This is a genomic window from Brevibacillus gelatini, from assembly GCF_050920745.1.
GTDB classification, from domain to species: Bacteria; Bacillota; Bacilli; order Brevibacillales; family Brevibacillaceae; genus Brevibacillus; species Brevibacillus gelatini.
Genome location: NZ_CP154342.1, coordinates 561,857 through 585,578 on the forward strand (window position 1 = coordinate 561,857; position 23,722 = coordinate 585,578).

Consider the following 23,722-nt stretch of genomic DNA (forward strand, 5'->3'; position numbering starts at 1 on the left):
AAGGAGGAAAAACGATGGCATTGCTAGAGCTGAATAACGTTCATACCTATTACGGCGGTATCCACGCATTGAAGGGATTGAGCATTACCGTCAACCAGGGCGAGGTTGTCACCTTGATCGGTTCCAACGGGGCGGGAAAATCGACCACCCTGAAAACGATCTGCGGCCAAACTCGCGCCAGGGAAGGCAAAGTGATCTTCAACGGCAAGGATATCACCCAGATGCGTACCCACGATATTGCCAGTGCGGGAATCGCCCATGTGCCGGAAGGCCGCCGGATTTTTCCAAAGCTGACTGTACGCGAAAATCTGGAAATGGGAGCCTTCGGCGTATCGGATAAAAAGATGATCGAGGAAGGAATCGAACGTGCTTTTACCTACTTCCCGCGTCTCAAGGAACGGATCGACCAAAAAGGCGGCACGATGTCCGGCGGTGAGCAGCAAATGCTGGCGATCGCGCGTGGACTGATGATGAAGCCGAAAATTCTCATGCTCGATGAGCCGTCAATGGGCTTGGCTCCGATCCTCGTCGAACAAATTTTTGACATCGTCACAGAACTGAACAAGGAAGGTATGACGATCCTGTTGGTAGAGCAAAACGCGAACCAGGCCCTCTCTGTAGCTCATCGCGGGTATGTGATCCAGACAGGAGAAATCATCTTGAAGGACGACGCCCAGACTCTGCTGGCAAATCCACAGGTTCGGGAAGCGTATCTTGCGTAACAAGCGACCTGCTACAGACAATCGGATAAGCCGGGGGCCGATGGAGAATATTCTCCGTCGGCCTTTCTTTTCCAAAAGCAGCGTATCAAAGCGTGACCACTGGACGTGGAGAAGCGCTGGTTGCGTCTGCGTGCAGAGAAATGTGCCAAATTGGTTTAAAATGTACAAATTTTCTGATATAAACAAGCATAGACCGACTTGCCCTTCGTGAACATGTGCAGATTGAAAAAAGGGAGGCAGGTCAGTTGGCAGGAGAGGAGAAAACAGAATATGCTAGACGTCAGTCCCCATCTGATTGAGGGCAAAGAAGCGTTGTATTTGCAGCTCTATCGGTATTTTCGCGCAGAAATCCAGGCGGGCAAGCTGTCTTCGGGGACGCGGCTGCCATCTGTACGGGCCTTGAGCGGATTTTTGCAGGTCAGCAAAACAACCGTGGAGTGCGCCTATCACCAGCTTTTGGCAGAAGGGTACATTGAGAGCCGGGAGCGCAGCGGCTTTTATGTCGTAGATGTGGAGTGGGACGGCCCGCTGGGGGAGCGTTTGGGAAAAAAGCCAGCCCAGACCACGGGTGCTGTTGGCGCTTCGGCTGTCGCAAGCGGATGCAGGCAAAAGGCTGCGGAACAGCCAGACGGGCACCCCGTCCCGATTCGCTACGACTTTCACCAGGCTCGGGTAGATGCGGAGCACTTCCCTTATGAGCGCTGGCGCAAATATACCAACCAGTGCATGCAAAAAGAGAACCGCAACGTGCTGCATTACGGCGACAGGCAGGGGGAGCCGCTTTTGCGGGAGGAGCTTGCCCGCTACTTGAGCCGCGCTCGCGGGGTGCAGGCGACGCCAGAGCAGATTGTGATCGGTGCGGGTACGCAAATCATGATTAGCTTGCTCGGCTTTTTGTTCGGCCCGCGCGGACAGGCTGTCGCCATGGAGGAGCCTGGCTACAACGGGGTTCGTTTTGTGTTTGCTCGCCTTGGCTTTGACATATGTCCGATCCGGCTGGAGGAGGACGGGATCGACGTTGAAGCGCTCGGTAAAAGCGGGGCGAGATATGTGTACATTACCCCTTCTCATCAGGACCCTTCGGGGATCGTCATGCCGTATGGAAAGCGGTTGAAGCTGCTGCAATGGGCGAACCAGACAGGCGGCTATATTATCGAGGATGACTACGACGGAGAGTTTCGCTATCACGGCCGACCGATTCCTTCTCTCCAGGGGCTGGATACACACGGACGGGTCATTTACCTTGGGACATTCTCCAAGGCGCTGCTGCCGTCCATTCGCATCAGCTACATGGTACTGCCGCAGGAGTTGCTGGCCATATACCGGGAGCAGATGGCGGATTACGAGCAGTCGGCATCGCGGATTCACCAGGAGACACTGGCTTTGTTCATGAAAAACGGCGACTGGGAGCGCCATATTCGCAAGATGCGCACGCTCTACCGCAAAAAACACGACGCGATGCTGCACATTTTGCAGGAGCAGCTCGGGCCTTACATTTTGCTGAAAGGGCAGGATGCCGGCCTGTCAGTGACGGTCGAGGTGAGCAGCAACCGTACGGCTTTGGAGCTTGCCCAAATAGCGGCTGCGGCGGGAGTGCGTGTCTACCCCACCTCGCACAAATGGATGATACCGCAGTACAAAGGACTTCCTGCCTTCCAGTTTGGCTTTGGCGGATTGACGACGGAAGAGATGGACGCGGGCATCCGGCTTTTGCAAAAGGTGTGGGGGCCGTATCTGCGGAAGCGCTGAGGCGGCTTGCGCAAGACGGTGGCGGTTCGCGGCATTTTCGCACAGGCCGCGGCAGCTTGCACAAGGCGGTGACGGTTCGCGGCATTCTCGCACACGCTGGGAAGACCCACCAACAAGGCGTATCGGCCAGCGAAGAGCGGGGAAGAGCGGGCGCACCTGGTTGGCGAAAGACAGGAAAAAGGGAAGGGCACCTGACCCTGTGCATAAGTGCGCAGCGTACAGGTGCCTTTCCCTTTCTTGGTTTTAATGGACGCTTGCCAAATGACGGCGCCCGAGAGACAGCGCCATAATACTGACCAGTACGACGAGTGCACCGACGTAGAACGGTACCTGGGACGAATACCATTCTGCGAGTTTGCCTGCCAGCCAGGGCGCAATCGCCCCGCCGACAAAGCGGACGAAGCTGTACGCGGATGAGGCTACAGCGCGCTCGACCGGAGCGACATCCATGACGACCGTGGTCAAAATTGTATTGATAATCCCCAAAATCGCTCCGGCGACAGCAATCGCGACGACCAATCCCGTCTGCGAGGAGACGGCGAAGCCCATGTATGCTAGATCAACGGCAAGCAAGAGCAGCATGACGTACAAGGTAGGGACGGAGCCGAAGCGATCGGTCAGCTTGGGCGCGACGATCACGGACGTAATCGCGAGCAGGACGCCCCAGAAAAAGAAGACCAGTCCCAGGCTGTGCTCATCCATGTGCAGGACAAACGGCGAATAGGCGAGCAGGGTGAAGAAGCCGAAGTTGTAAAGCAGCGCCGTTACCGCCATCGTAAAAAGACCGGGAAAGCGCAGGGCGCGGAACGGATCGAGCAGAGAGGTGCGTTTTTTCGGCTTCGGTACTTCATTTAATAGAACAAAGACAGCGAGAAAAGCAATCGCCATCAAGAGGGAAACGCCGAAAAACGGACCGCGCCAGCTAATCCCCCCGAGCAAGCCGCCGAGAAGCGGACCGACTGACATTCCCAGCCCGATCGCTGCTTCGTACAGAACAATCGCCGAGGCAGTACCGCCGCTCGCGACGCTGACGATGACGGCCAAAGCCGTCGAAATAAAGAACGCATTGCCAATCCCCCAGCCGGCGCGGAACCAGACGATTCCGTTGACGGAGTTGGCCATCCCGCCCAAAAAAGCAAAGACGATAATAGCGAGCAAGCCGAACAGCATGGTTCGTTTCGGACCGATGCGGCTGGACAGCCATCCGGTAATGAGCATGGTCACTCCGGTCATCAGCATGTAGCTGGTAAACAGCAGAGACACCTGGCTCGGTGTCGCCTGCAGCTTCGCGGCAATCGCGGGCAAAATCGGGTCGACAAGCCCGATTCCCATAAAGGCCACGACACAGGCAAACGCTACCGCGTAAGCCGATTTTGGCTGCTGTAAAATCGAGCGTAATGAATGCGCGTCAGAAGACATAGATGTGTTACCCCCTTGGTGCTATTTTTTCCAATTCCATTCGTTTTGTGACGATGCGTTCCAGCTTTTCCTCGTATGATTGCAGCAACTCTTGCATTCTGGTCATTTTCCCGAGCAAAATGTCTCGCTGGGTGCCGAGCGTCTCTTCCAGTGTTTTCAACGTCTCAATTCGTCTCAACAATTCCTCGCCCTCAAGCTCGCGTCCCATGTAGTGCTGGTGGTAAAACTCGCGCTGCTCCTCGTATTTGCGTCCCAACTCCATCATTTCCTTGATCTCGGCCAGCGAAGCGCCGAGCAAGTCGCGGATGTCTTTGACGCGGAGAATCTGCTCGACATCCTCGTCCGTGTACATCCGGTAGCCCCCCTTGGTCCTGCCGGACGGAGACACCAAGCCCAGTTCTTCGTAATAGCGCAGCGCCCGCTTGGTCAAATTCGTTTTTTGCGCAACTTCGTCGATTCGGTACATCGCGTCGGTTCCTTTCTGATTTGATAGTAGCTGATTTTACGAGTCGTTTTTTTCATAACTATAACCTTAACGTAAACGTTATAGTTTGGCAATGTGAAATATTTCTGTTAGGTTGTGATTGTTTGAAAGTCTTATGCGAGAGACGCATGCGAAAAGACGCCTGTCTGGTAACAGGCGTCCTTGAGCGGGAGGAAAGGGGGATTATCGTTGCGAGGTTGTAGCAAGCTTTTTCACCAAGCTGTTGAGGTAGTTGGCTCCCCGACTGGTAAGAAGGCCAGCCAGTACAGCCGAGACATAGTAACCGTTACCCGCAAGACCAAACGGGTTGATTTGAAAGGCGAGGGATAAAGCGATGCCGATGAAAATAGAGAGGATGTATGTGGCGCGGTCTTTTAGGGAGGGAAATGCGTTTTTCGTGATTTCTGTTACGGCTTCGACCAAGATAGCCATAAAGGCAAGCAGAGTTGCATGATGCACAAACTGGTCAATCAAAAGTTGTTCCTCCTTTGAATATGCGGGGAATGTTTCGAGGGAAAAGGGAGCGCTCATGGCTGGAGGCAAACATCCAGCCGCTGGCGTTAGGAGAGGGGATTAGGTAATGGGGGGAGATTTCGCCCCAAGGAAGGTAATGTCGCTATCATGGCCGATGTTGTGAACTTTCCTGGGAGATGTGGCTGGCTCGGCAGTATTTACACAGTTCTCCCAAGCATGTACGTTTTCAATTCCGTCTCCAGTTCTTTGACACGGTATTCAAGTTGCTGCCTTTCTAAGACAAGGGTTGTATATTTTTCTCGCCACTCCTGAACGATCGTTTCCAGCTCCATGCAACGATTGCGCCATACATGGAGTTCTTCGCGGAGCTTGTCCATTTCTTGCCGGAGCTCCTGACGAATTTGCTGATTTTCCTGGGAAATTTGTTGTCTGTCAGCAATTATCAACTCTTTTTTGTTGGTGTGACGAGCAACAAGGTAGGTAACAATTGCCGTCAGCGCACTGGTAATTATCGCTGGGAAAGTGGAGGAGTTGATTAGTGCTTGGAACATTTGTGTTCACCTGCTTTCTGTTATGAGCTCTGTACATAGAATAGACAATTGTGCTCGATTTCTCACAGGGTTAACGCTTTTTTAGTGAGAGGCCTGATTAGAACAGTAGCGTCACAGCCACATGTAACCCCACGCATGCAACTCCGCATTATTTGTCAATGTGGCGCGCAAGACCAGGTCAGTTCCCTCAGGCAATCCGGCCAGGTTGAGTTCTTCTCCGGGAGTTACGGCTGTGAAGTGGACACCATTATCTCTGGAAACCTCAAATGATACAGAGCCTGCGTTGGCCGTATACTCTGCTTCCATTAAGAAACGAGTCGGCACTGTAGACAGCTTTTCCGGCAGAGAGACAACATGATATTTTTCGGAGTCGAGCAGATGGGACTCATTTTCTTCAAGCGCATCAAGCTGTCTCTCTGAAAACGTTACGGAGCCATTTACAATTGTTAAGGTATTGGAGGATTTTTGAAGGTCAATTCCCGAGAAGTCAGTAAATGTGTCGATGACAACATTTTTGTAATTGTATTTCCATGCACTCATGTAGGTTGAGAGCTTAAAATTGGTTTTCAACAGATTGACTTCCAGATCAATCAATCGCTGCGGCATAGTTGGGTCAGAGAGGACAGGGTTAAGGAACAGATTGGAACTGGTAATGGTATAGCCAGAAATGGCAGGGGTTTTCACCGCGCCTGCTGGTGTTGTAATGACGGCTTTTACTCGTAAATCTGCAAACAGCGGATTCTGGAAGGTATGCTTCTCACCGAGAGTGGCAGGCTCCCAAGTAGCCCCTCCATTATTGGATAAATACCAGTCTATCGTTCCATCGTGCAACGTCTGGTCAACTGTCAGAGAAGCGTGAGCGATGGGAGATACGGATGGAAGCTTGGTACTGACAAACTCCTGCTGTAACTCTCCAGTCAGGGAGCCTGTAATCACTTGGTATCCATAGAGCTCTGGCGACAGAGTGGCCGTGGGAGAGTCCAACCTGGCACGTAAAATCAGGGAAGTCGACGGAGTGGGGAATGTTACTTCTTTCCCTGGGAGGCAGGGAACCCAGTCTAGTCCGTTATTATTTGTCACTTCGATTTTCACTGTGGCTTTAGTCGCACTGAAGGTGTATTCGTCAACGGCTTGTTTTGCATCATATCTGTTGGTCAATGCCAGTGAGCGCAGGACTCCGTTGCTGTCCTTGAATGGGTAGTGTTTGCCAGTTTGGGTTGAAACCACGACAGAAGTATCGACAAGCGACAGATCAGAAGCTTGAAACGTAGTGAGATAATACTTGTTCAACTCTATGCCTGAGGAATAGACGAAGTGATACAGCGAACCGTCAGCTACCAGTCGGGATACCCAGTTTGTATTGAGATCAACGATATTCTCAGTACCATTCAATGTTTCGGGATCAAGGCTGCTGATTTTAACTGGAGAAGTGCCTGTCATATTGGTAGTCAGTACTTGTACAAAAATGTACTTGTCGAGAACTGGGTCATAGGAGAGGGCGATGGGGGTGTTATACCCCGCTCCCCTGGTTATAATTTCTGTTCGAATTACATTAAACGAACTGTCAAATAATACAATGTGAACATCCCAATTGTTTCGTATCGCTAGTACGACTTGATCTCTGAGAGGATCAAATACAGCTTGCAAATAAGTGGTTGTACCACTGGTAAGAATATTGGTCAGGTCTTTGCACAGCGTGCCGTCCCCGTTAAAGACATGCAGGCGTGTGTAGGTATACACGGAATGGAAGACCCAAATTCGATTCTGTTTATCTACAGTAAGCGTAATGGCGGTAGTAGTATATGAACCGGAGTAAATATTATACCAATTCATGAACGTACTTCCGTCGCTGTTGACAGCTCCTACCATACCTCTTACTGATGTTGCAAGCGAGATTCCAAACCAGACACGGTTATTATGGTCCACTGCGTAATCTATAGACTGAAACGGCATCGTATGCGCTTCTCCCGTAAAGGGCAGGACGATTCCTTCAAAAGACAGGCTGCCATCCGGGTTGGTTACTTTTGCATAAATTCCGGCTCCATTCACCAATGCCACTTTCCAAGTACGATTCGTTCGGTCAGCAAAGCCCATGGGTTGGGAAAAAATGCTCCCTGCATAAGAGAAGCGAGCTCCTTCGGAAAAGCCGTAGGTACTTGGCTCATTGACGACAGCATTTACGGTGATTTTGTCGGTTGATGGTATGGTGATTTGTTTGGCCCAGAAAATGCCGTTTCTGGTTCCGGCTGAGTTTTTGAGCAAACCGCGGGCTGTATCTATGGTCACGCCCAGCGAGTTTACCTGGTCAAAATAGTTGAGGTTGCTAAAGTCCTCTGTAAAGGTGGGAGTAACTGTAGGCATTACTCGTCCGCCAATAACACCTGCGCTCGTCTTTTCGGAATCAACATGTTCCAGGCTATGAAAATCCTCAGAATAGGTGTTACTCACAGTGCTTCTGTGAAGCTCCAGCTCATCAATCCGCTCCGTTAATGCCGGGTCCACGCCGGCGATGGGTACTACGCTGTCTCCTGTGCCGATGAATAGTTCATGCGTATCCAGAGTAAAAAGAGGCTCTCCCGCTGGTGCGGAAGAGGGAAGATTTGCTTTTGGGCCTCGCTTGAATCTGATTGGGATAGTCATTAGAAGACGCCTCCATCTACTTCGGTAATAAGGCTGCTTCCTCCAGAGCAAATGTTTATTTTATAGTCGCCATCAGAAAGTAAAAGAACTCGCAGGTTCGTATTGCCGCTATATCCATATTTGTACTCTACTCCAGGGAGGGCCATGTCCCAGGAGCCTGTCAAGTCTGCCTCCATGATAAGAGAGTGCAGACCAGCTTCATCAGTTGCGTAGGATTGTTCGAGATAGAACACAAGACGCAGTTTTTTAGCAGCGCCGATCATTTCATCCCAGTCACGAATGTTGTTGAAATCACTCAGCCGCATGCCTTTTTCTTTCCATTCACTTAGATCATCGACCGCAAGCGCCGTCCACGCTCCATCTTCTGTCTTTATTTTCCATATTTTTCCGCTGTCAGTGCTTACCGCTACTCTTACTTCGCCTTCAGGAAGGCCAGATAATTTCAGAGAGTGAATCTTCGCTGTGTGAGCGAAGCTCATGTCCTCATTCATTTTCACAATCCTTGGTGTTGGAACACCTGTAAGCTTGACGGAGGTCAGTTTCTGTCGCTGGGGGTTTGAGATGAGAATTTTGAGCGCGGACTTATTTGTCAAATCCATCAGGTATGGGGTGCAAGCGGAGAGGTCTGTCATGCCTTTTTCATTAAACATTTCGTTTGTGGGAGGGGCAATGCCGATAGTTTCCCAGACACCTTGTATATATGTTTTTATGTCAGTGCCATCCATTATGAGATATTTTTTAAGATGTAAGTCTTCGATGACTAGAACCGGTCGGAACGAAACCCCTTGTGAGGTGGCAGTAGTAGAGAAAGCAGCTACCGAGGAGTTTCCCCGAATTGTTCTCTGACCGGATGCTCCAGAAGTAGTGGAACAAAGTGTATAGAGACCACTCCAATTCCAGACGGTATCATCTCCTGCTGTAATGGTTCCATTGAGGGTGCTGTTGACAATGTACTTGTCCCATTCATTGTCTGTGTCTGTATTATCGATACCGCCCGTAGGAAGACGGAGGGAGATGACATAACCGTCGAGATATGGGCTAGTATTCAATGGATCGACTACATCATTGTAGATTTCTATTTCATCAATTACTCCAAAAAAGAATCTATCGTTAGCATCTGCACGGCGACCGATAGTGAAATTTCTGGATCCATTAACTGTTTGCGTGAATGTAGGATTTCCAGTTTTTTTAGGTACAGTCATATCGTCTATATAAATCTTGTAAGAATCAGCGCTTGTCGTTCCATCCCATGTAATGAACACATCGTGCCATTGTCCATCGCAGACATCGTAACCTGTAGCAGTAAGTGAAAAGGAGTTACTAGATGTTCCGTAAGTCATAACCACATTAATGTCGCCATTAGCGTTAACTTGCACCCTTGTCCCATGTTCTGATGTAGAAAAACCGTTTCCCAGTATCATTCCGTAATCTGATGGTTTGCGTGGCACTTTGATCTTGAATCGAATACTTTTCTTACCAGCAGGGATAACCTTTTGTCCTGGCACAACAATGTAATCACTGACTCCATTGAATTGCCTTGCTTTTCCTTTAAACCCATCAACAACTGTAGTTCCAATAATCGTACCATTGGTACCATCTACGTTATTAGTCAATGTAGAGGCGTTGGCATCGAACGTGTACCATGCAACTAGCGAAGACGTTGGATTATACCCCAAAGGTTTACCACTTCCACTAGCAACGCCAGCAGTGTTCAATGCATCCCAAGAAATACCGCTTTGGATGTTTCTGTCTGAAACCAGTATTAAACGCCCTAAGTAGTCTTTATCAACACAGATAAAGTAGAAATCTCCATTCGGAGTGGTAGAGGATGTAAGAGGTATAAAATGTGAAGTTTCTTTCCCCAGTCCGCTAAATATACCAAACATGTTAGACGATGCGGTATAATGGCAGCGAATTCTCTTATTAATTGCCAAGCTTCTTATATCCGTAACCTCATCAGGATGGAGAATACGACCTGTATCATCAATGTCAATGGCGTCAAATACGAGAGGATTAACTCCTTCAACTGCATCATTCGAATGATAAATCTCCACAGTATGCCTGCTGCGGGTAAGACCTGTTTTTTCGTAAACTAAATACTGACCACCTAAAATTGTTTCCGATTTAGCATTATAAACTTCAGCAACTCCGTCTATTTTTACGACAGTATTTGCCCGATCATCCCCTAAAGTATGCACAATACGTAATTTCGTACCTATAAAATCGAACTTAATACGGGCTGCTTTATTCAAACTATACCTAGATGAACCTTTAAATCTATCATTATTTGAAACTATTGCATATGTTCCTATATATTTGAACGAAGGATCGGTATCGTCATATCTTTTCCATCCTGCTTCTGGCGCTGTTAAAAGTTGACCAATCGTAGCCATTTGTTACACCTCCTTATATTCAAAAACTGGGCGGAACCCTGTTGCTGTTGACGTAAAACTTGACACAATTCCTGAAAACCATTTTGGGTCGCTGTCATAACCTCTTCTTGTTCTTTTGTCTGACCCTGATGTTGCGATGACTCCATCAGTTCCAACAACCCCTGTCAGAGTCGTGTCTTGACACCATGTAGGGTTTTGTCGAAAGTGAAAGACATCATCCACTGTTTTTCCTGATTCGATCTTATCAATAGGGAAATTGACAATATATTTATCCCACTCATTATGGACTGGAAATGCACCAAGCTTCTCGTCATTCAGAGAAGCATTGCTATAAGCATTCGCATAAGCAACCCCACCTGTAATCGAACGAAGAGTTCCCTCTATCCCGTCCATTTCGGCAGAACTCCACGGTTGGCCCTGAATCAGCCTCGCAGTGTTCAGCGCATCCCACGAGACATTGTTCACACCGACCCGATCAGCTATGAGCAATCCGTTTGCTACTTTAATCAGAAACAGATAGCCGCTCTGTCCAACAGTATTGGGCAAGCCTGTCAAAGGGATTTCTGTAACAGAGCTGTTATTGAAGCCAAATTGCCAGGGGGATTGAATGTTGATGTGAAAGGGAATGTAGTCACCTACGAGCATGTCTCTGATCTTGGTCCGGAGCGTGCCAGTCGTTGCAGGAATGTAGCCGAGAATTCCTTCTGCATCAATATCGACGGCATCCAACTGAATGCTGTCTGCATCACTGGCGACGATCTCTATTTCATGCCGTCCCCACGGCAATCCGACAATTTCCGCAAGTATCGTTTGAGTTTGATCTGTGCCGTCGTGGCTATATGTGGCTTTTCGAACGCCATCAATGTATACATGGGTGTTCCTTGAATATTGGAACGTAGAGTATGGATACTGTCTGCCAATGATTCTCAGTTTGCTCCCGAATATCGTGAAGGTAATTTTTGCCCCCGGGCTTGTGCTGTATTTGTAGTTACCAGCGTAAGCAGAGGTGTAGCTTTGAGTTGAAAACGAGCCGTTGTATCGGATAGTGTTGTTCAAGTTATCGTATCTTCTCCAACCGTTTTCTGGTGCAGTAAGTTGATCGCCGATGGTTGCCAAGTCATGTCACCTCGATTTTCTCAATAGTTGCAAATTGAGTGGCATCAATAGTGAACGAGTACACATTGTCGCCTGAGGGGAGTGTATCTTCGGTCAGTTCGAACGTAAACGAGGTTATCAGATGCAGCTTGCCATCGGTTGCTACATAATCGTCACGATCGAGATTTGCTGACTCATCACTATCGAAGGATGCCAGTATTTCCGTGTAATTTTTTTGACCAGGGCTGAATTTTAAAACCTCGATAGGAGGCAATTTGTAGTCAGAGGTGTAGGGAATGGTGATGTTTACTGGAGCAGGGGAGGCGGGGGAAGCTTTGACTCCGAATTTTTCTACTTGCATCAGAGAAGGCGTGGTGCCTGGTTCATGCTCTTCGCCTCGTGTGTCAGTGTAAGTTGGCAGCGTATCTTCGTCGTACCAGATGCATCCGATGCTGTCCAACACGGCTTTCTCACCAAGATGGGCTCTAAGTACGAGTGAGGTACCTTCAGATAAGCTGCTTACGTCGATCAGTTGGTTCAGCGGAATGCCGGTCTTGAACGTAATCCCGCCGTCCAGGGAAAGATCCAGGCTGATACTGCCCTCGTACTCCGCATCAAGAAACAGGTGCGTCGGAGATTTTTCCAACAGGATTGGCTTGGACACCATAACAGGTTCTTCATTAGATGCTCGCAAAATTTGTACTTCGGTCAGGGTCATGTAGGTGCTTTTGTTCCATACAGTGACCTTGACTTCATTGATGGGATAATCGAGGTGGACAGGATAGTGCCATGATCCATCTCCGTTGATTCCTTTATCGGTTGGCGTAGCCAGGTTTATTCTGGGGGTAACAGCTACCCATTGGTCAGAAGAGGGTTCTTTAACAAAAATTTGATGGTCGCAGTAGTGGTGTCCGTTTCCTGAATGGGTACCGTTCATCCAAAGGATAATTTTCGAAACATAGACGGGTGACTCCCATTTCATAAATAAATCAGCAGTTGGTCCAGCTTGCAGCCAGTAATCTTTATAGTCGCCCGGAACGGCTGTAATACGGTCATCTGCGATTTTTTCAACTGAATAGATCGGGGTCGTACCATGTGCTTTATAAGGTCTATAAGCAGTGTTGCTATTGTTATAATCCCCTACAGAAGAGGCTGTCTCTACCCCCAAAGTACCCCAGTTGTAAGCATCACCAGATGCTTTGGTGAATTTGCCATTGGTAACTTGAAACGATAGCGACTTCGCCACGTCAATTCCAGAGCCATCTACAAAAGCGTCAGCATACAAATGGTGTCGGACAGAAGCGCCTTGCGCGCCATTTTCCAAAGTGCGGTAAGCATTGCGTAATATATTGGTTAAGGATACGACATCTACTAACGGCTGGCGAGATGTTTCGCCTCCATTTCCGGAGTTCCCGCCCCCGCTGCCAATCTTTGCTTGCATCTCATCGAGACGTGATTTCAGATTTGGAAAAATCTTTCCGTTGCGGTCGATCCGTGCTGCGACTACCTCTGCATTCGGGTTGGAAGAGACATCACTTTGCAGCTTTAAAATGGCTTGATCCTGCTGTGCATTTTTTTGTTCGATTTGCGCAAGCCGGATATCCTGGGTCTGATTTTTATTTTCCAGAGTGACGGTCCTGGCCATTACCGTATTTACACTGTCTTGAACGGCTGAAACACTGTTTTTCAAGGTGTCAAGTTGCTGAGTCTGATCGTCGTCTTTTGCCTGCAATTCATCCAGTGTATCCTTCAGGCTTGGCTTATTGCCTCTTGCGTCATCCAGTTCTTGAAGGTAGGAGTCAATTTCTGCGTGTGTACGCGTACCTTTGTTGGCCAAGTCATTGTGGTCTTGCACGACTCCGGTTCCTGTTCGGGTTATCCTTACCGCCATTTGCTTCACTCCTTTTTTTATTTCATATAAACAGAGGACAGTTTGAGCCCGAAATGAACATGCGTCGTTTTTTCAATCAGGGAGGGATCAGTTTCCCGCGAAATTCTCGTCCAAAATATTTGTTCATGGCCTGCTGCCGTGTCGGGAAGCGTAAACGAATCGCCCCAGGTGCCAGGCACGCCATTCTGATCGGCTGCTACTTCAACTAGTCTTTTAAACTGGTCGGTCCCCGCGTAAGAGGTGAGCATAGCCTGGATGTTTGTAAACGTGCCGCTGTTCATCGTATTTCGGGCAATCATTTTCACTTCTTTGTACTGCCCTTGAAGCATATGGCCCAGAAATTGTTCCGTGTTGTCTTGCAAGAGGACTTCATTTCCCTCTCCGTCTATGAAAAAAAGAGTGAGAGAAGGAGCGAAATCGTACTCATCTCCGCCCCACATTTCCAATTGGTCGCTTGAACTGATAGGTTCCTGATCGTCTGCTTTAAAAAAGCGGAAGGAACCATGAAAAGGAATCGGATGCTTGAGCATGTCAAATTGAACAGTGGTTTGTCCAGCCCGACAAGTCTTGGAGTCTACTACTTCGCCTTGAGAATCTAATAGCTCCACTCGTGTGCCGGGAGACAGGTTAGATACAGTAAGGGCGGGGTGGGAGAAAATCCGGATTTGTTCGATGTCCAGGTAGTCGTCTGCCGTGCTATCGAAAAAAATACCGATTTTGGGAGCGAGGCGGTTGAATTCTTCAGAACCGATGATGTGCCAGATGTTCCCGTCTTCAGACCAATAAGCCGAGTACGTATTGTAGTCACGGACCAGTCGGAGCCAAGGAAAGCTTTTGACAGTCCCAAGAGCTGAATCATAATACTCTTCTACTCGGAAAAAGTCAGTATGATCCGCAAAAACAGCGATTCCTCCTGTGCTTTGGGAAGTTTGCGGATTGTACGTATTTTTCATATCAAAAACGAATTGTTTGATCGACGAGAGAGCGTCCAGGAACAAATAAAGAGGCTGTGCTCCGCTTTTCAAACGGAGCGAGCCAGGAGCATCAGTCAGGGACCATCGCGAGGGATCCGTCGGTGAAACGCTCCATCTGGAGTCGAGAGAAGGAGAAGAAAAATCATCTGAATAAATAGCTCCCGACTTGCGAAGAGCAACAACGCTCATAAAGTTTACCCCCTTACGTAAATAGCCATATTCGCTTGCCGATGACGCACGCTTCAGGACGTTGCTTCCAGAGTGCCAGCAAGCATTTGATGAGAGCTTCAACGCACTTGTCACCACTTCCGGGATCGCAGTAAGGTGTGACCAGGACTTTATCGCAAATCCAATTGGTTAGTTTGATATAGTCCACTTCGCATGCATCCCAGACTTGACCAGTGCCAAGGGCAGTAAACTTCCATTTGTACGTATGCTTGCCCGCTTTCACAGGATAAGCGTGGTCAAAGAAACCACCTTGTTGGAGAAACGTGTCCATTAATACATCATCAATAAAAAATTCAAGCTTGGAGTTAAATGGTTCAGGAATCAGCTCCCAAGTTTCAGTAGCTTTAAAATCAAGGATGCGAAACGTCGTTTTGTATTCCTTGCCTGTGACTTCGCTGGTTGTGCCTTTTTGTTCAGTAATAAATTCGAAGCGATAAGAGGGCGAAGGGGTTGGGAGAAGTGAACTGAGGGCAAAGGTTTGCTCGCCTTCTTCCACGAATGTTTGGGAATGGATCAGGTTGCCGTCTTGCGCATATACGTTTAGCTTCATTTTGCTGCCGTTGCATCCCCCCATCCAGATAGCCGTGTTCTCCGTTACCTTGTAGCCGAGGACGACGCAAGATGATTTTTCGAGTGGCTTTACATCTTCCAATTGCACATGAGCGTCATACAAGGTAACCATGTCGTCGCACTGTGTCAAAAATCTTATGTTTACCCTGTATGTTTTTTCGTCTGTAGAAGTGTTATTTAGCGCTACCTCAATCAAGTGCTCGTCTTCGCCCTCGTATACTTCTTCCGAGATCAATTCATCTGTTTCCTCATCGTAGACCCTGACACGCAGCCTGGTATCTTTGCAGAGGTGGATGGGATCGGGGCTTTCCCAAACCTCGATAGCATCCAGCCAGCACCAGGAATCAGGCGGGATTACCCATTTCGATTTCGGAGGTTGCGGAGGTGTTCCAGTATAAGGGGAGTCCGTTTTTTTGTAGTAATTTCCGTGCCTATCGTAGCAATAATCGACCCACGATTCTTTGAAATTACCGCCTGTCAGCTGAAATGATCCGCCTTTTCCGCTTATTCCTCCTTTCGTTCCAGCGCCTTTCAGCAAGGTGTACTTGATCTGATAAGTCTTTCCCGGAGGAATGGTTATGCTTATAGGATACGATGCGAAAGGTTGGGCAGAGGAAGTGCCTCCCTTGTAATATTTCGTGCTGACAAGTTTACCAGTAGATTTATCGATTACTTCCATTTTCACTTGTGTTGCATCGAGAACACCGTTTCCGCTAATTCCTTTTTGGGTGGTGGTGACTTCTAACCCATTGATTGCCACATATTGCCAGTCGTAATCTACTGTATCGTTGTCTGTGTAATCATCGAAGAGGATAAGATGCAAATACCATGTTCCTATCGGTTTTTCCTCGATCTTTTTATATACGGGAGTTGCTTCGGACCAATCGATATTTTCATAGTTTCTGGAGACTCCTTCATTTTTGTTTGTCTCCCAAATTAATTCTCCATTATCTTCGAAAGTGCGGGATAGCCTCATCTGAAATGATGCGCGATGGCCATCATACTCATATCCGAGACCTTTACTTGTTCCACTGTACTTCCCCCTAAAGAGAGAGGCGCACTTGAACCGGAAAGTCATGATACCGCCGCCAGTAAACGAGTAGGTTAATCTACGATTTTTTTTTGCAGGTATATTTTTAGGGAAAAAAGCAAAATAGTCATCATACCAAGAAATTTTATTTTTATTCTCGGGAATGGAAATATAATTGAGAACAGCTTTTGCTTCAGAGGTAGATGGGACACCTGTTCCGCTAAACACTTCCAGCGTCTCATTGTAAATATAAGAGCCGTAACTGGGGGCGTGGATTTCACGTGTGACTACTCCGTCCTTTTGGCTTTGCGTGTGTCCCTTCCACAGCATTTTTCCCCTGATGTGACTGGGGAATCCTCCGTCAAGGATGGAATAATCAAAGGGATGGTTTAGGGTGCCAGCTTTAAAGCACCTTTGGCCGCCCTCTTCAGGAGTGAGGTCAGAACCCGGAGTGCCGATCGCTCTGCCAGATCCTCCGCTTCCAGAGCCGGAACCTTCTGTGATCTCAACTTCATCCAGATCCTCGTAGACCCACTTCAGCGTATGTTTGCCAGCAGGAATAGGCACTTCAACGTATAAGCCAACCGCAGCTTCATGGTCTTGATTCCCTTCCCAGATCAATTTGCCGTTGTCGTAAAGCTTTAACGACTCATAGGGGCTGAATTTTCCTCCATATTCAAAGCGGACGAAACCCGGGTTTGACAATTTGATCTCACGCAAATAAACGCGGTTTATCGTTCCATCCTGATCTTTTACCATCAATACGCCATCATCAATGTCCCCGGTAGCAGATTCAGGGTGGTAGAGCTGATAGAGATCAACCCACTTCCAGTTATCGCGAACGTCCAGATCGGAACTCCAACGCCCATCGCCTTCATTGAAGGCTTCAGAGAAAACCTGTGTATACTCGGTACGGTCCGGGTCAAAATCCGATACGTCCACCACTGGTTCCAGCAAAGCCTTTTCCGAGAATTGCAACGATGCTCCCGGCATCAGCTTCACGTGATAATCGATTTCTGCCCGATTTTCTGAGGTAGACGCTTTTCTTTGTTTCTTGCTTTCTTCCCAATCAGAAGAGCGATCTACAGTAATATAGCTGCCGAATCGACCGCGTATTTTTTCAATGTCGTCATCATAAGCAAAATCTGCCTCTGTAGAATATCGAAACGGTTGCTCCGTGAAGCTGTCAGTCACTCTGAAAATAATGGTATGGGTGCCTTTGGAGAGAGAAATCTTCGCTGATTGTATTTGGGAGGTCGATGAAGAAACAAGCACTTGCTCTCCATCGACGAGCACTTCGAATATTTCAGAGCCTCGAAAGTTGCAGGCGTAGTCAAACTCGAACCAACCGTCATCCTGAAGGGTAATGGTAGTGGAAGCATCTCCGGTGCCTTGGATAATAGGGTCTTCCATAAGCAATGCTTTCCTCTTGAGGTCTGGATGGGACCATTTCTTCCAAATGTTGACCCCGGAAAAAGTAAAATGAGCGGTATCCGCATCCAGATCGGATAGGATCTGCGGTTCATAGTGGTCAATGGAAAGGGGAGGGCAAATAAGCTCAACTGCGCCTTGCACATCAACCTTGGCTTTATTGCCGACTTTAAGATCGTAAGTAGTTTTTGCCTGATCGCTTTCTGTTTGGGCGTAATGCTCGTAAGGATGGAGCGACCAAGGCCGACCGTGATGGGAAGTGGCTTGGCTGCCATGAGGAGCGATTCTAGTCATGGTGTAATCGCGAAGTTCATCCGCAAAAAAAGTATTAATATCAAACTGGTAAGGGGGATCGACCCTCCCCATTTTATGGCTCCAGGAAAAAATACCGTCGCATTCATTGTCCAGGATGATGGATACTTCCCGGCCATTGATCGCATCAGTAACTTCTCCGTTGTAATACGTGGTCATGATGCTATCGCTGGATCGGGTTATCCATTCCCATTTTGGATCTGCAAACGCTTCTCTTCCCAAAGTGTCCACATCTGGCGGCGTTTGCTCATCCAGGCTCTGTATTACCTCGACGCATTCTACATCTTTAATGTAAACCGCATTTTTTCCGAACTGCCGATCGCTCATCCGCCGCACAAACCAGTCAAACTTGTACGTTTGTCCCGGTTTTACATGAAACTTTGCCTCCTGCCAGGAAGTATTCTGGTTCCATTCTCCACCGACCTGGTTGTTGTTGATGAAAAAGAGTAGACCGTCGCCAGGAGCTGTGCTGGCCATATATTTGAAACGAATGAAGCCTTGTTTTTTAAATCGCCATTGAAAGGAGACTTTGCTGGAGTTTCCGTGCTTGAGGGTTGATACATTCAGCTTCATAATCATTTCATTTCCGGCCATTTCATTGCTACCAGTGGAGTGGACGATTTGCCATTCCTGATCTTCGGTAGAGGAGACGTAGCGGAACAGGCCGTGAAATTTGTCTGAAAACGGAAGCTTGCGCATATCAAACGTTGTAACCTCTTTGTCGATGGCATCGTAATGGTTGAGATAGTAGCTGCTGAAGTGATGGTAATAGGGAGCCGGACAGACAGGAAGCGATATGCCCTGGTGGGTTCCATCCGGCTGCTCGGCGTTCTTCAGGATTTTGTAAATGCAATCGCGCACCATCAGCAGCGCACGTTGGTAATCGTTTTTTTGCGGATCAATTTGCTGATTGACCCACCATTCCAGGCGGCGATACATATTCCACAGCGCTTCACGGCAGCGGACCGCAGCATACCAGCTTTTGTCCCGGATAAACTGCTCAATCATTTGATCGATCAGACTCTCAAGTGAGTCGAGATTTACTGTTTGCCAGCGTCCAATTTGCCCCTTGCCCGGATCACCCAACAACGGGTTTTGATAGCCGGCGTAGCGTTCTGCCCGAGGACGATTGGGACTTTCCGGGTTTTCCGGATGATTCGGATGAAAAGCGCCCTCTACCAGAGAGGAACGCATTTTCCCGAAAGTCACATTTCCCGCCGATTTGGAAAAAATGCCAAACGTATGACCCACATTTATCACCTCTATTCCGTAAAATCGTATTGCAAGCTGTTGTCTACCCAAAGTCGAATGCGGTTGCCTACAACAGAGACACGCAGGGTGTACCATTTTTCTTTTTCCCAGGCAAAAGGATTCATCGGGGTAGAGTACAGGGTAGAAATGCCGTTCTCTACCTTGAAAAGCTGCATCGGACGTGGCATACCGCTGGCGTCCCCGCCGCTTGCGACAAACATCCAGTAGTTTTTGTCATTGAAGTATTTGAATACGATGCCAGCACTATCGCCATCAGCGGGGTTGTCCACTTTGAAATCGACTTCAAACTGGTAATCCGAATAGGTGAAATCATTTCGGATGAAGCCACTCATGTTTCCTGAGGAGGATTTGCTGATGAACTTCCCTTGGTCACGATCTTGCACCCATGTGCCTGAACCGAAACGAGTCCAGTCATCTTGTCCCAATTCAAGAGCGTTCAGATTCGTTGTCCATGGGTAATACTCATTGAAAGGATCATGAGGATCGTACGTGTCCGGTACCGCAAAACCGCCTGACCAATGCTCAGGGTCGTGCCCGGCTTCGAGCACTTCTTTGGAGTAATCGTAGACGAATCCTTGTCCTACTTCTTCTATACGATCTGACCAAGCTTTTTTGAAATCCCGCACAGAAAAAAGTGGTTTTTCAATATGGCCATGTCGGCGTTCTTCTTGAGCAGCCAAATATTGCGTGATGATTGCTTCAGCCAACTCTTTTTGCCCTAACAAGGGAGAGAGGAGGTCAACAGAGCGCTCCTGATGATTGGCGATCCAATCTGCGTTGATGATGGCTTTATCGGGCTGCTTGAAGCCAAGGATGGATTCGAGCAGTGTAGAGGCAGCTTCAGGTTGGGAAGCAAACATTTGCTCATGCACAAAGCATTGTTCCAGAGCAAGCTTTGCGTAGTTTTGCCAGGCATCTTCCGGGAGTTCGCCAGCACGTACACTTTTTTCACCGATTTCATACAGCTCAAGGATGCAACTGACTCGTTCATGGACAGAGGACGCGAAGAGGAAACCACTACACAGTTCAGTGATTCTATTGCGCAATAAAGCGTCGCTACTCCGATCATCGAGTTCACTTGGGAGAGAAGCTTTGTCGGCTGTGGAATCATCGAGCAAAAAGGAAGGATCAGGGGTCAGATAGCCAAAAGGATGTCCGATTTTCAGTTCGGCAGGGCGGAAAATTTCTTCGCCGACGATGCTTTCCTCATCGACCACAGCCTGATTGGATTGCGCTCTGTTGCCAGTAAGTTCCTCAGACTCCAGTCGAGAGAGATTTTCCGAAAGACGAGTGGCCTCATCTGCTCCAAAGCAGAGAATTCCTGCTTTCTCATGTGTGGATTTACTGGAAATGATATTCGTATCCAGTAGTGCCTGGATTCTTGTTCGTACACCATTCAAAAATTGTTCGTCTATTTGTGCCACAAGGTTGTTTCTACTGAGAGCCCACTCCACCAAAGCTTCCAAAATGCTTTGACCATCTGTAAGGCGCGAGGCAAACAACATGTCGTCCATCAGATGCGAAGGGAACTCTTTGGATGCGAGAATATCTTCCAAAATATGCGCCGGTAATACGCGCCAAAGGGCAGCCAAGAAACTATTCTGAGAAATAAATCCATCTCTTTTGAAATTAGGCAAGGAGAGCGAAGCTTCTTCGCTGTATGCATGACGCGATTGGGGTTTTGCGGCAAGCCAATCATGGAGTGTACTTGGTCGAAGTTGTTCCCAGAGGGCGAAAATATCCTCTTCGGCAGACAGGATGGATGGCTTAGCTGCCTTGCCACCACTCAAATCAATGGCTTGCTTGGATTCCCCAAGATACATGTCATGCAGTTGCTCACGCACTGCACTCACATTATTTTTCAGTGATGTTGCAGGCCGCAAAAGCTGTTTCTGTGCATAGGTCGTCTGCTCGGGAATCCAAAGCTGAGTGCTTGTACTGCGTAGAGAGGACAAAACGGGGGCATCGACCAAGAGTGTCCGGAGGTTGTGGCGATCGCCTAGCCCCATAATGTTCAGCAAGGAAGCAGACGAGATGAGCTGTCGGTCCCCCGTGAACATGGAATAGAGGGTCTCCAAAGCAAATTTCGAGATTCGCTTGCTGAGTTCGTAATCATCCAACAAGGCTCCCGCTGAGTTCTGATAGGAGCGGAGAGCTTCCAGCGCGCAGTTATTGAGAAACAAGTCGCGTCTGCCAGCACGATAGCTTGTAAGAAAAAGAGGATCGAGGGAGAGTTTACGCATGAAGGTGCGGTTCCCTATTTGGTATTGCTGCAATACAGAAGCATTTTGCTGGGAAGAGCGGCGAAGAGAGGCTAAGACTTCGTGGACAATCAGATCTTGCGTTCCGATTCTATTTGCCGTCGTTAGGAAATGTAATACGGAATCGTATTGTCGCGCTTTTAGATGTGCCCAGGCCATTTTCCGAAGCATCTCGGTATGTTTTTCTTTCCAACGGCTGAATGCGAGAATGAGGTGCTGTGTCATTTCGAAGCGATAATGACGTTTTCCTAACAAATAGGAAGGTGCTGTAAACAGCGCGTGCGCGGAGCTTCGTCTGGCCGGAAACGCTTCATTTGCGATTGCGAGTTTCCGCGCAGACGCTCTTGAGCCGAGTTCACTCTCCATCTGCAAAAAGAGGAAGTCTAAAAAATGCCTGTTGGCTATACTTCTCTCGGTGTCTAGCCATAAGGGAAAAGAGGAAGTCCGCTCTCCACGTAGCCAATGGTTGAATTTGTTGCCCAACAGACGGTTAGTGCGGATTCCATCCAAATGATTTTTGCATACGCTGGATTTCGCAGCCTTGGAACGATTGCCCGCAGCTGGAGGCAAATCAATATGAAGTGCATTCTTCTGCAATCTGACAGACAAGTGAGAAGGCGGGAGTTTGTCCCCCAAAGCTGCTTTCAAGCGATCAGATACATGTACGCGACGGACTACCTGAAGCGGTTGCCTGATAATACGGTCTGCGCATGAAGCCTCATCAAAAATCAGGCCCTTACTTCGATCAGTGCGATTTGCTATCACGATGAGATCGGTTGGACTGGCCGTGCGTGTGTCTTCACGAATCATGTCTTGCAAGGAATCCTGAACAGATGCCAAAACGCTTTTGCGATGGGCGAGCAGGTAGTCCAGCATAAGGATGCTGGTATTTCTTCCGTATGGGATATAGACAAAAGAATAGTGGCGGGAAGGCGAAGTAGTAAACGTTACTTTTCCTATATAGTTACGGATCGAAGTATATTCATCTGCCAACCTGAATTGATAGACTGCGGTAGAAGAGATTCCAGTCAAAAGGTTCACCTCCCGAAAAGAAGGGGGAATACCAGTGCTGATTTCTAGTTTCCCCCTTTTGATTGCTATACAGTTTTTGAGGGACTGCGTTTAGTAGCGAACTTCTTTCAAGAAGGCAATCCCCATCTTTACGTTGGCGGAGTAATTCATGAAGTTCTGCTCGGTATTATGGTCGAAATAACGGTAGACTTCCTGTTTGTGTTTTTTGGTCGTATCGCTCGGGTCGACATCGACAATCAGCTCATCCAAATGGAGGATGTTGTTTTTCGAGACGGCAATGCAATTTTCAAGGCTGCCACGATAACCGTCATAACCGTGTACGACATAAATCGGACTCAGATGGTAACGGCGAGTCCAAGCAGATGCGTTGAAGCCTTGTGGCTCCAGAAGCAGTCCAGTATCGCCGAGCTTGGCATCAGAGTATGCTTTGCCTGGCTGTGGAGCCTGGGTAATAAACGCCGGATAGTGTCGTTGGAAGCGAATGCCCGATTTGGTTGCAAGCATTTGCATCGTGTTGTTGCCAAACGACGTATATTGTCCGTAATCGTGAGAGGAAACAGGAACGGTAGGCTCTGCAGCGACAGCTCCAGCAGTCAGCATGATGTTGCCAGCCACATCATCCATGTTGTATTTAAACGGTTTGAGAGCGCCTACGTACAGAAAGCTCTTGCGATAGTCTTCAAAATGAACAGCCGGATCGCCCACAGCTACCAGTGCAATGCGATTGTTCATCACATTCATATACAGGTATACAGGTTTGTCAATCGTGCGGTCAGTCGGCTTGCCATTCACAGTAAATTTTTCATCGGCCCATTCAAAATTGACCGGGTGTCCTTCCGTGGCAAAGGTCTTTGACGTTGGATTGTAGCCTTCCAGAACCTGGACATTGAGTGAGCTATGTTCTTTTGGATCAGTAAATCCGGGGTTGGTGAACTTGACATAAAACTCTTTGGTCACGTTGTTAATTTTGGAGATACCTTTCAAAACGAGCTCGGAAGTTTTGCCGGAAGCCGAATCTTTTTTGGTCAAATCGGATACAACCGTCCAGGTCGATTGTTCCTGGGTCTCTCCTGCAGTAGCGTTATGAGGGTAGTTTGTAAGTTGCTCAATTTCGGTTTTAATCGTCTCCAGCAATTCTTTCGAAGTGGTGATTTTTTCAATGTATTTGAAATTAGCCATGTCGAGATTCCTCCT

Annotated in this window: 14 protein-coding genes; 2 read left to right on the plus strand and 12 right to left on the minus strand. The window is 48.2% G+C overall.

Annotation, left to right across the window (positions count from 1 at the left end; translation table 11 throughout):
- Positions 1 to 14 precede the first annotated feature (14 nt).
- On the plus strand, positions 15 to 722 hold the full coding sequence (locus tag AAFJ72_RS03070) for an ABC transporter ATP-binding protein (protein ID WP_122904451.1): 708 nt from the start codon (positions 15 to 17) through the stop codon (positions 720 to 722).
- Between the two features lie 270 nt (positions 723 to 992).
- Entirely contained in the window at positions 993 to 2,471 is a 1,479-nt protein-coding gene (locus AAFJ72_RS03075; protein ID WP_432776000.1) for a PLP-dependent aminotransferase family protein, read from the plus strand.
- Between the two features lie 243 nt (positions 2,472 to 2,714).
- On the opposite strand, the gene AAFJ72_RS03080 is transcribed toward AAFJ72_RS03075, so the two are convergent.
- From AAFJ72_RS03080 to AAFJ72_RS03135, 12 genes are all read right to left on the minus strand, one after another.
- The gene (locus AAFJ72_RS03080) at positions 2,715 to 3,890 is read right to left on the minus strand and encodes an MFS transporter (RefSeq protein WP_122904449.1); all 1,176 of its coding nucleotides are present in this window, start codon (positions 3,888 to 3,890) and stop codon (positions 2,715 to 2,717) included.
- Positions 3,891 to 3,897: 7 nt separating this feature from the next.
- A complete protein-coding gene (locus tag AAFJ72_RS03085; protein WP_432776001.1) occupies positions 3,898 to 4,356 on the minus strand; it encodes a MerR family transcriptional regulator in 459 nt (152 codons plus the stop codon).
- A gap of 201 nt (positions 4,357 to 4,557) precedes the next feature.
- Entirely contained in the window at positions 4,558 to 4,848 is a 291-nt protein-coding gene (locus AAFJ72_RS03090) for a hypothetical protein (RefSeq protein WP_432776002.1), read from the minus strand.
- A 197-nt stretch (positions 4,849 to 5,045) separates the two neighbouring features.
- Positions 5,046 to 5,399, minus strand: a complete 354-nt coding sequence (locus AAFJ72_RS03095; RefSeq protein ID WP_432776003.1) for a hypothetical protein — start codon at positions 5,397 to 5,399, stop codon at positions 5,046 to 5,048.
- A gap of 111 nt (positions 5,400 to 5,510) precedes the next feature.
- Positions 5,511 to 8,039, minus strand: coding sequence for a hypothetical protein (locus AAFJ72_RS03100; protein ID WP_432776004.1), 2,529 nt, complete (start codon positions 8,037 to 8,039; stop codon positions 5,511 to 5,513).
- Positions 8,039 to 10,432 (minus strand): LamG-like jellyroll fold domain-containing protein, encoded by a 2,394-nt coding sequence (locus tag AAFJ72_RS03105; RefSeq protein ID WP_432776005.1) that lies wholly within the window; start codon positions 10,430 to 10,432, stop codon positions 8,039 to 8,041. Before AAFJ72_RS03105 ends, AAFJ72_RS03100 begins: the two co-directional genes overlap by 1 nt.
- Positions 10,433 to 10,435: 3 nt before the next feature.
- Entirely contained in the window at positions 10,436 to 11,548 is a 1,113-nt protein-coding gene (locus AAFJ72_RS03110) for a hypothetical protein (protein ID WP_432776006.1), read from the minus strand.
- A 1-nt stretch (position 11,549) separates the two neighbouring features.
- The gene (locus AAFJ72_RS03115) at positions 11,550 to 13,418 is read right to left on the minus strand and encodes a hypothetical protein (RefSeq protein ID WP_432776007.1); all 1,869 of its coding nucleotides are present in this window, start codon (positions 13,416 to 13,418) and stop codon (positions 11,550 to 11,552) included.
- 17 nt (positions 13,419 to 13,435) lie between these two features.
- Complete coding sequence (locus AAFJ72_RS03120) at positions 13,436 to 14,581, minus strand: hypothetical protein (RefSeq protein WP_432776008.1); 1,146 nt, start codon at positions 14,579 to 14,581, stop codon at positions 13,436 to 13,438.
- A 13-nt stretch (positions 14,582 to 14,594) separates the two neighbouring features.
- On the minus strand, positions 14,595 to 19,214 hold the full coding sequence (locus AAFJ72_RS03125) for a hypothetical protein (protein ID WP_432776009.1): 4,620 nt from the start codon (positions 19,212 to 19,214) through the stop codon (positions 14,595 to 14,597).
- A gap of 11 nt (positions 19,215 to 19,225) precedes the next feature.
- Positions 19,226 to 22,537, minus strand: a complete 3,312-nt coding sequence (locus tag AAFJ72_RS03130) for a family 16 glycoside hydrolase (RefSeq protein WP_432776010.1) — start codon at positions 22,535 to 22,537, stop codon at positions 19,226 to 19,228.
- An 81-nt stretch (positions 22,538 to 22,618) separates the two neighbouring features.
- The gene (locus AAFJ72_RS03135) at positions 22,619 to 23,707 is read right to left on the minus strand and encodes a hypothetical protein (protein WP_432776011.1); all 1,089 of its coding nucleotides are present in this window, start codon (positions 23,705 to 23,707) and stop codon (positions 22,619 to 22,621) included.
- Positions 23,708 to 23,722 lie beyond the last annotated feature (15 nt).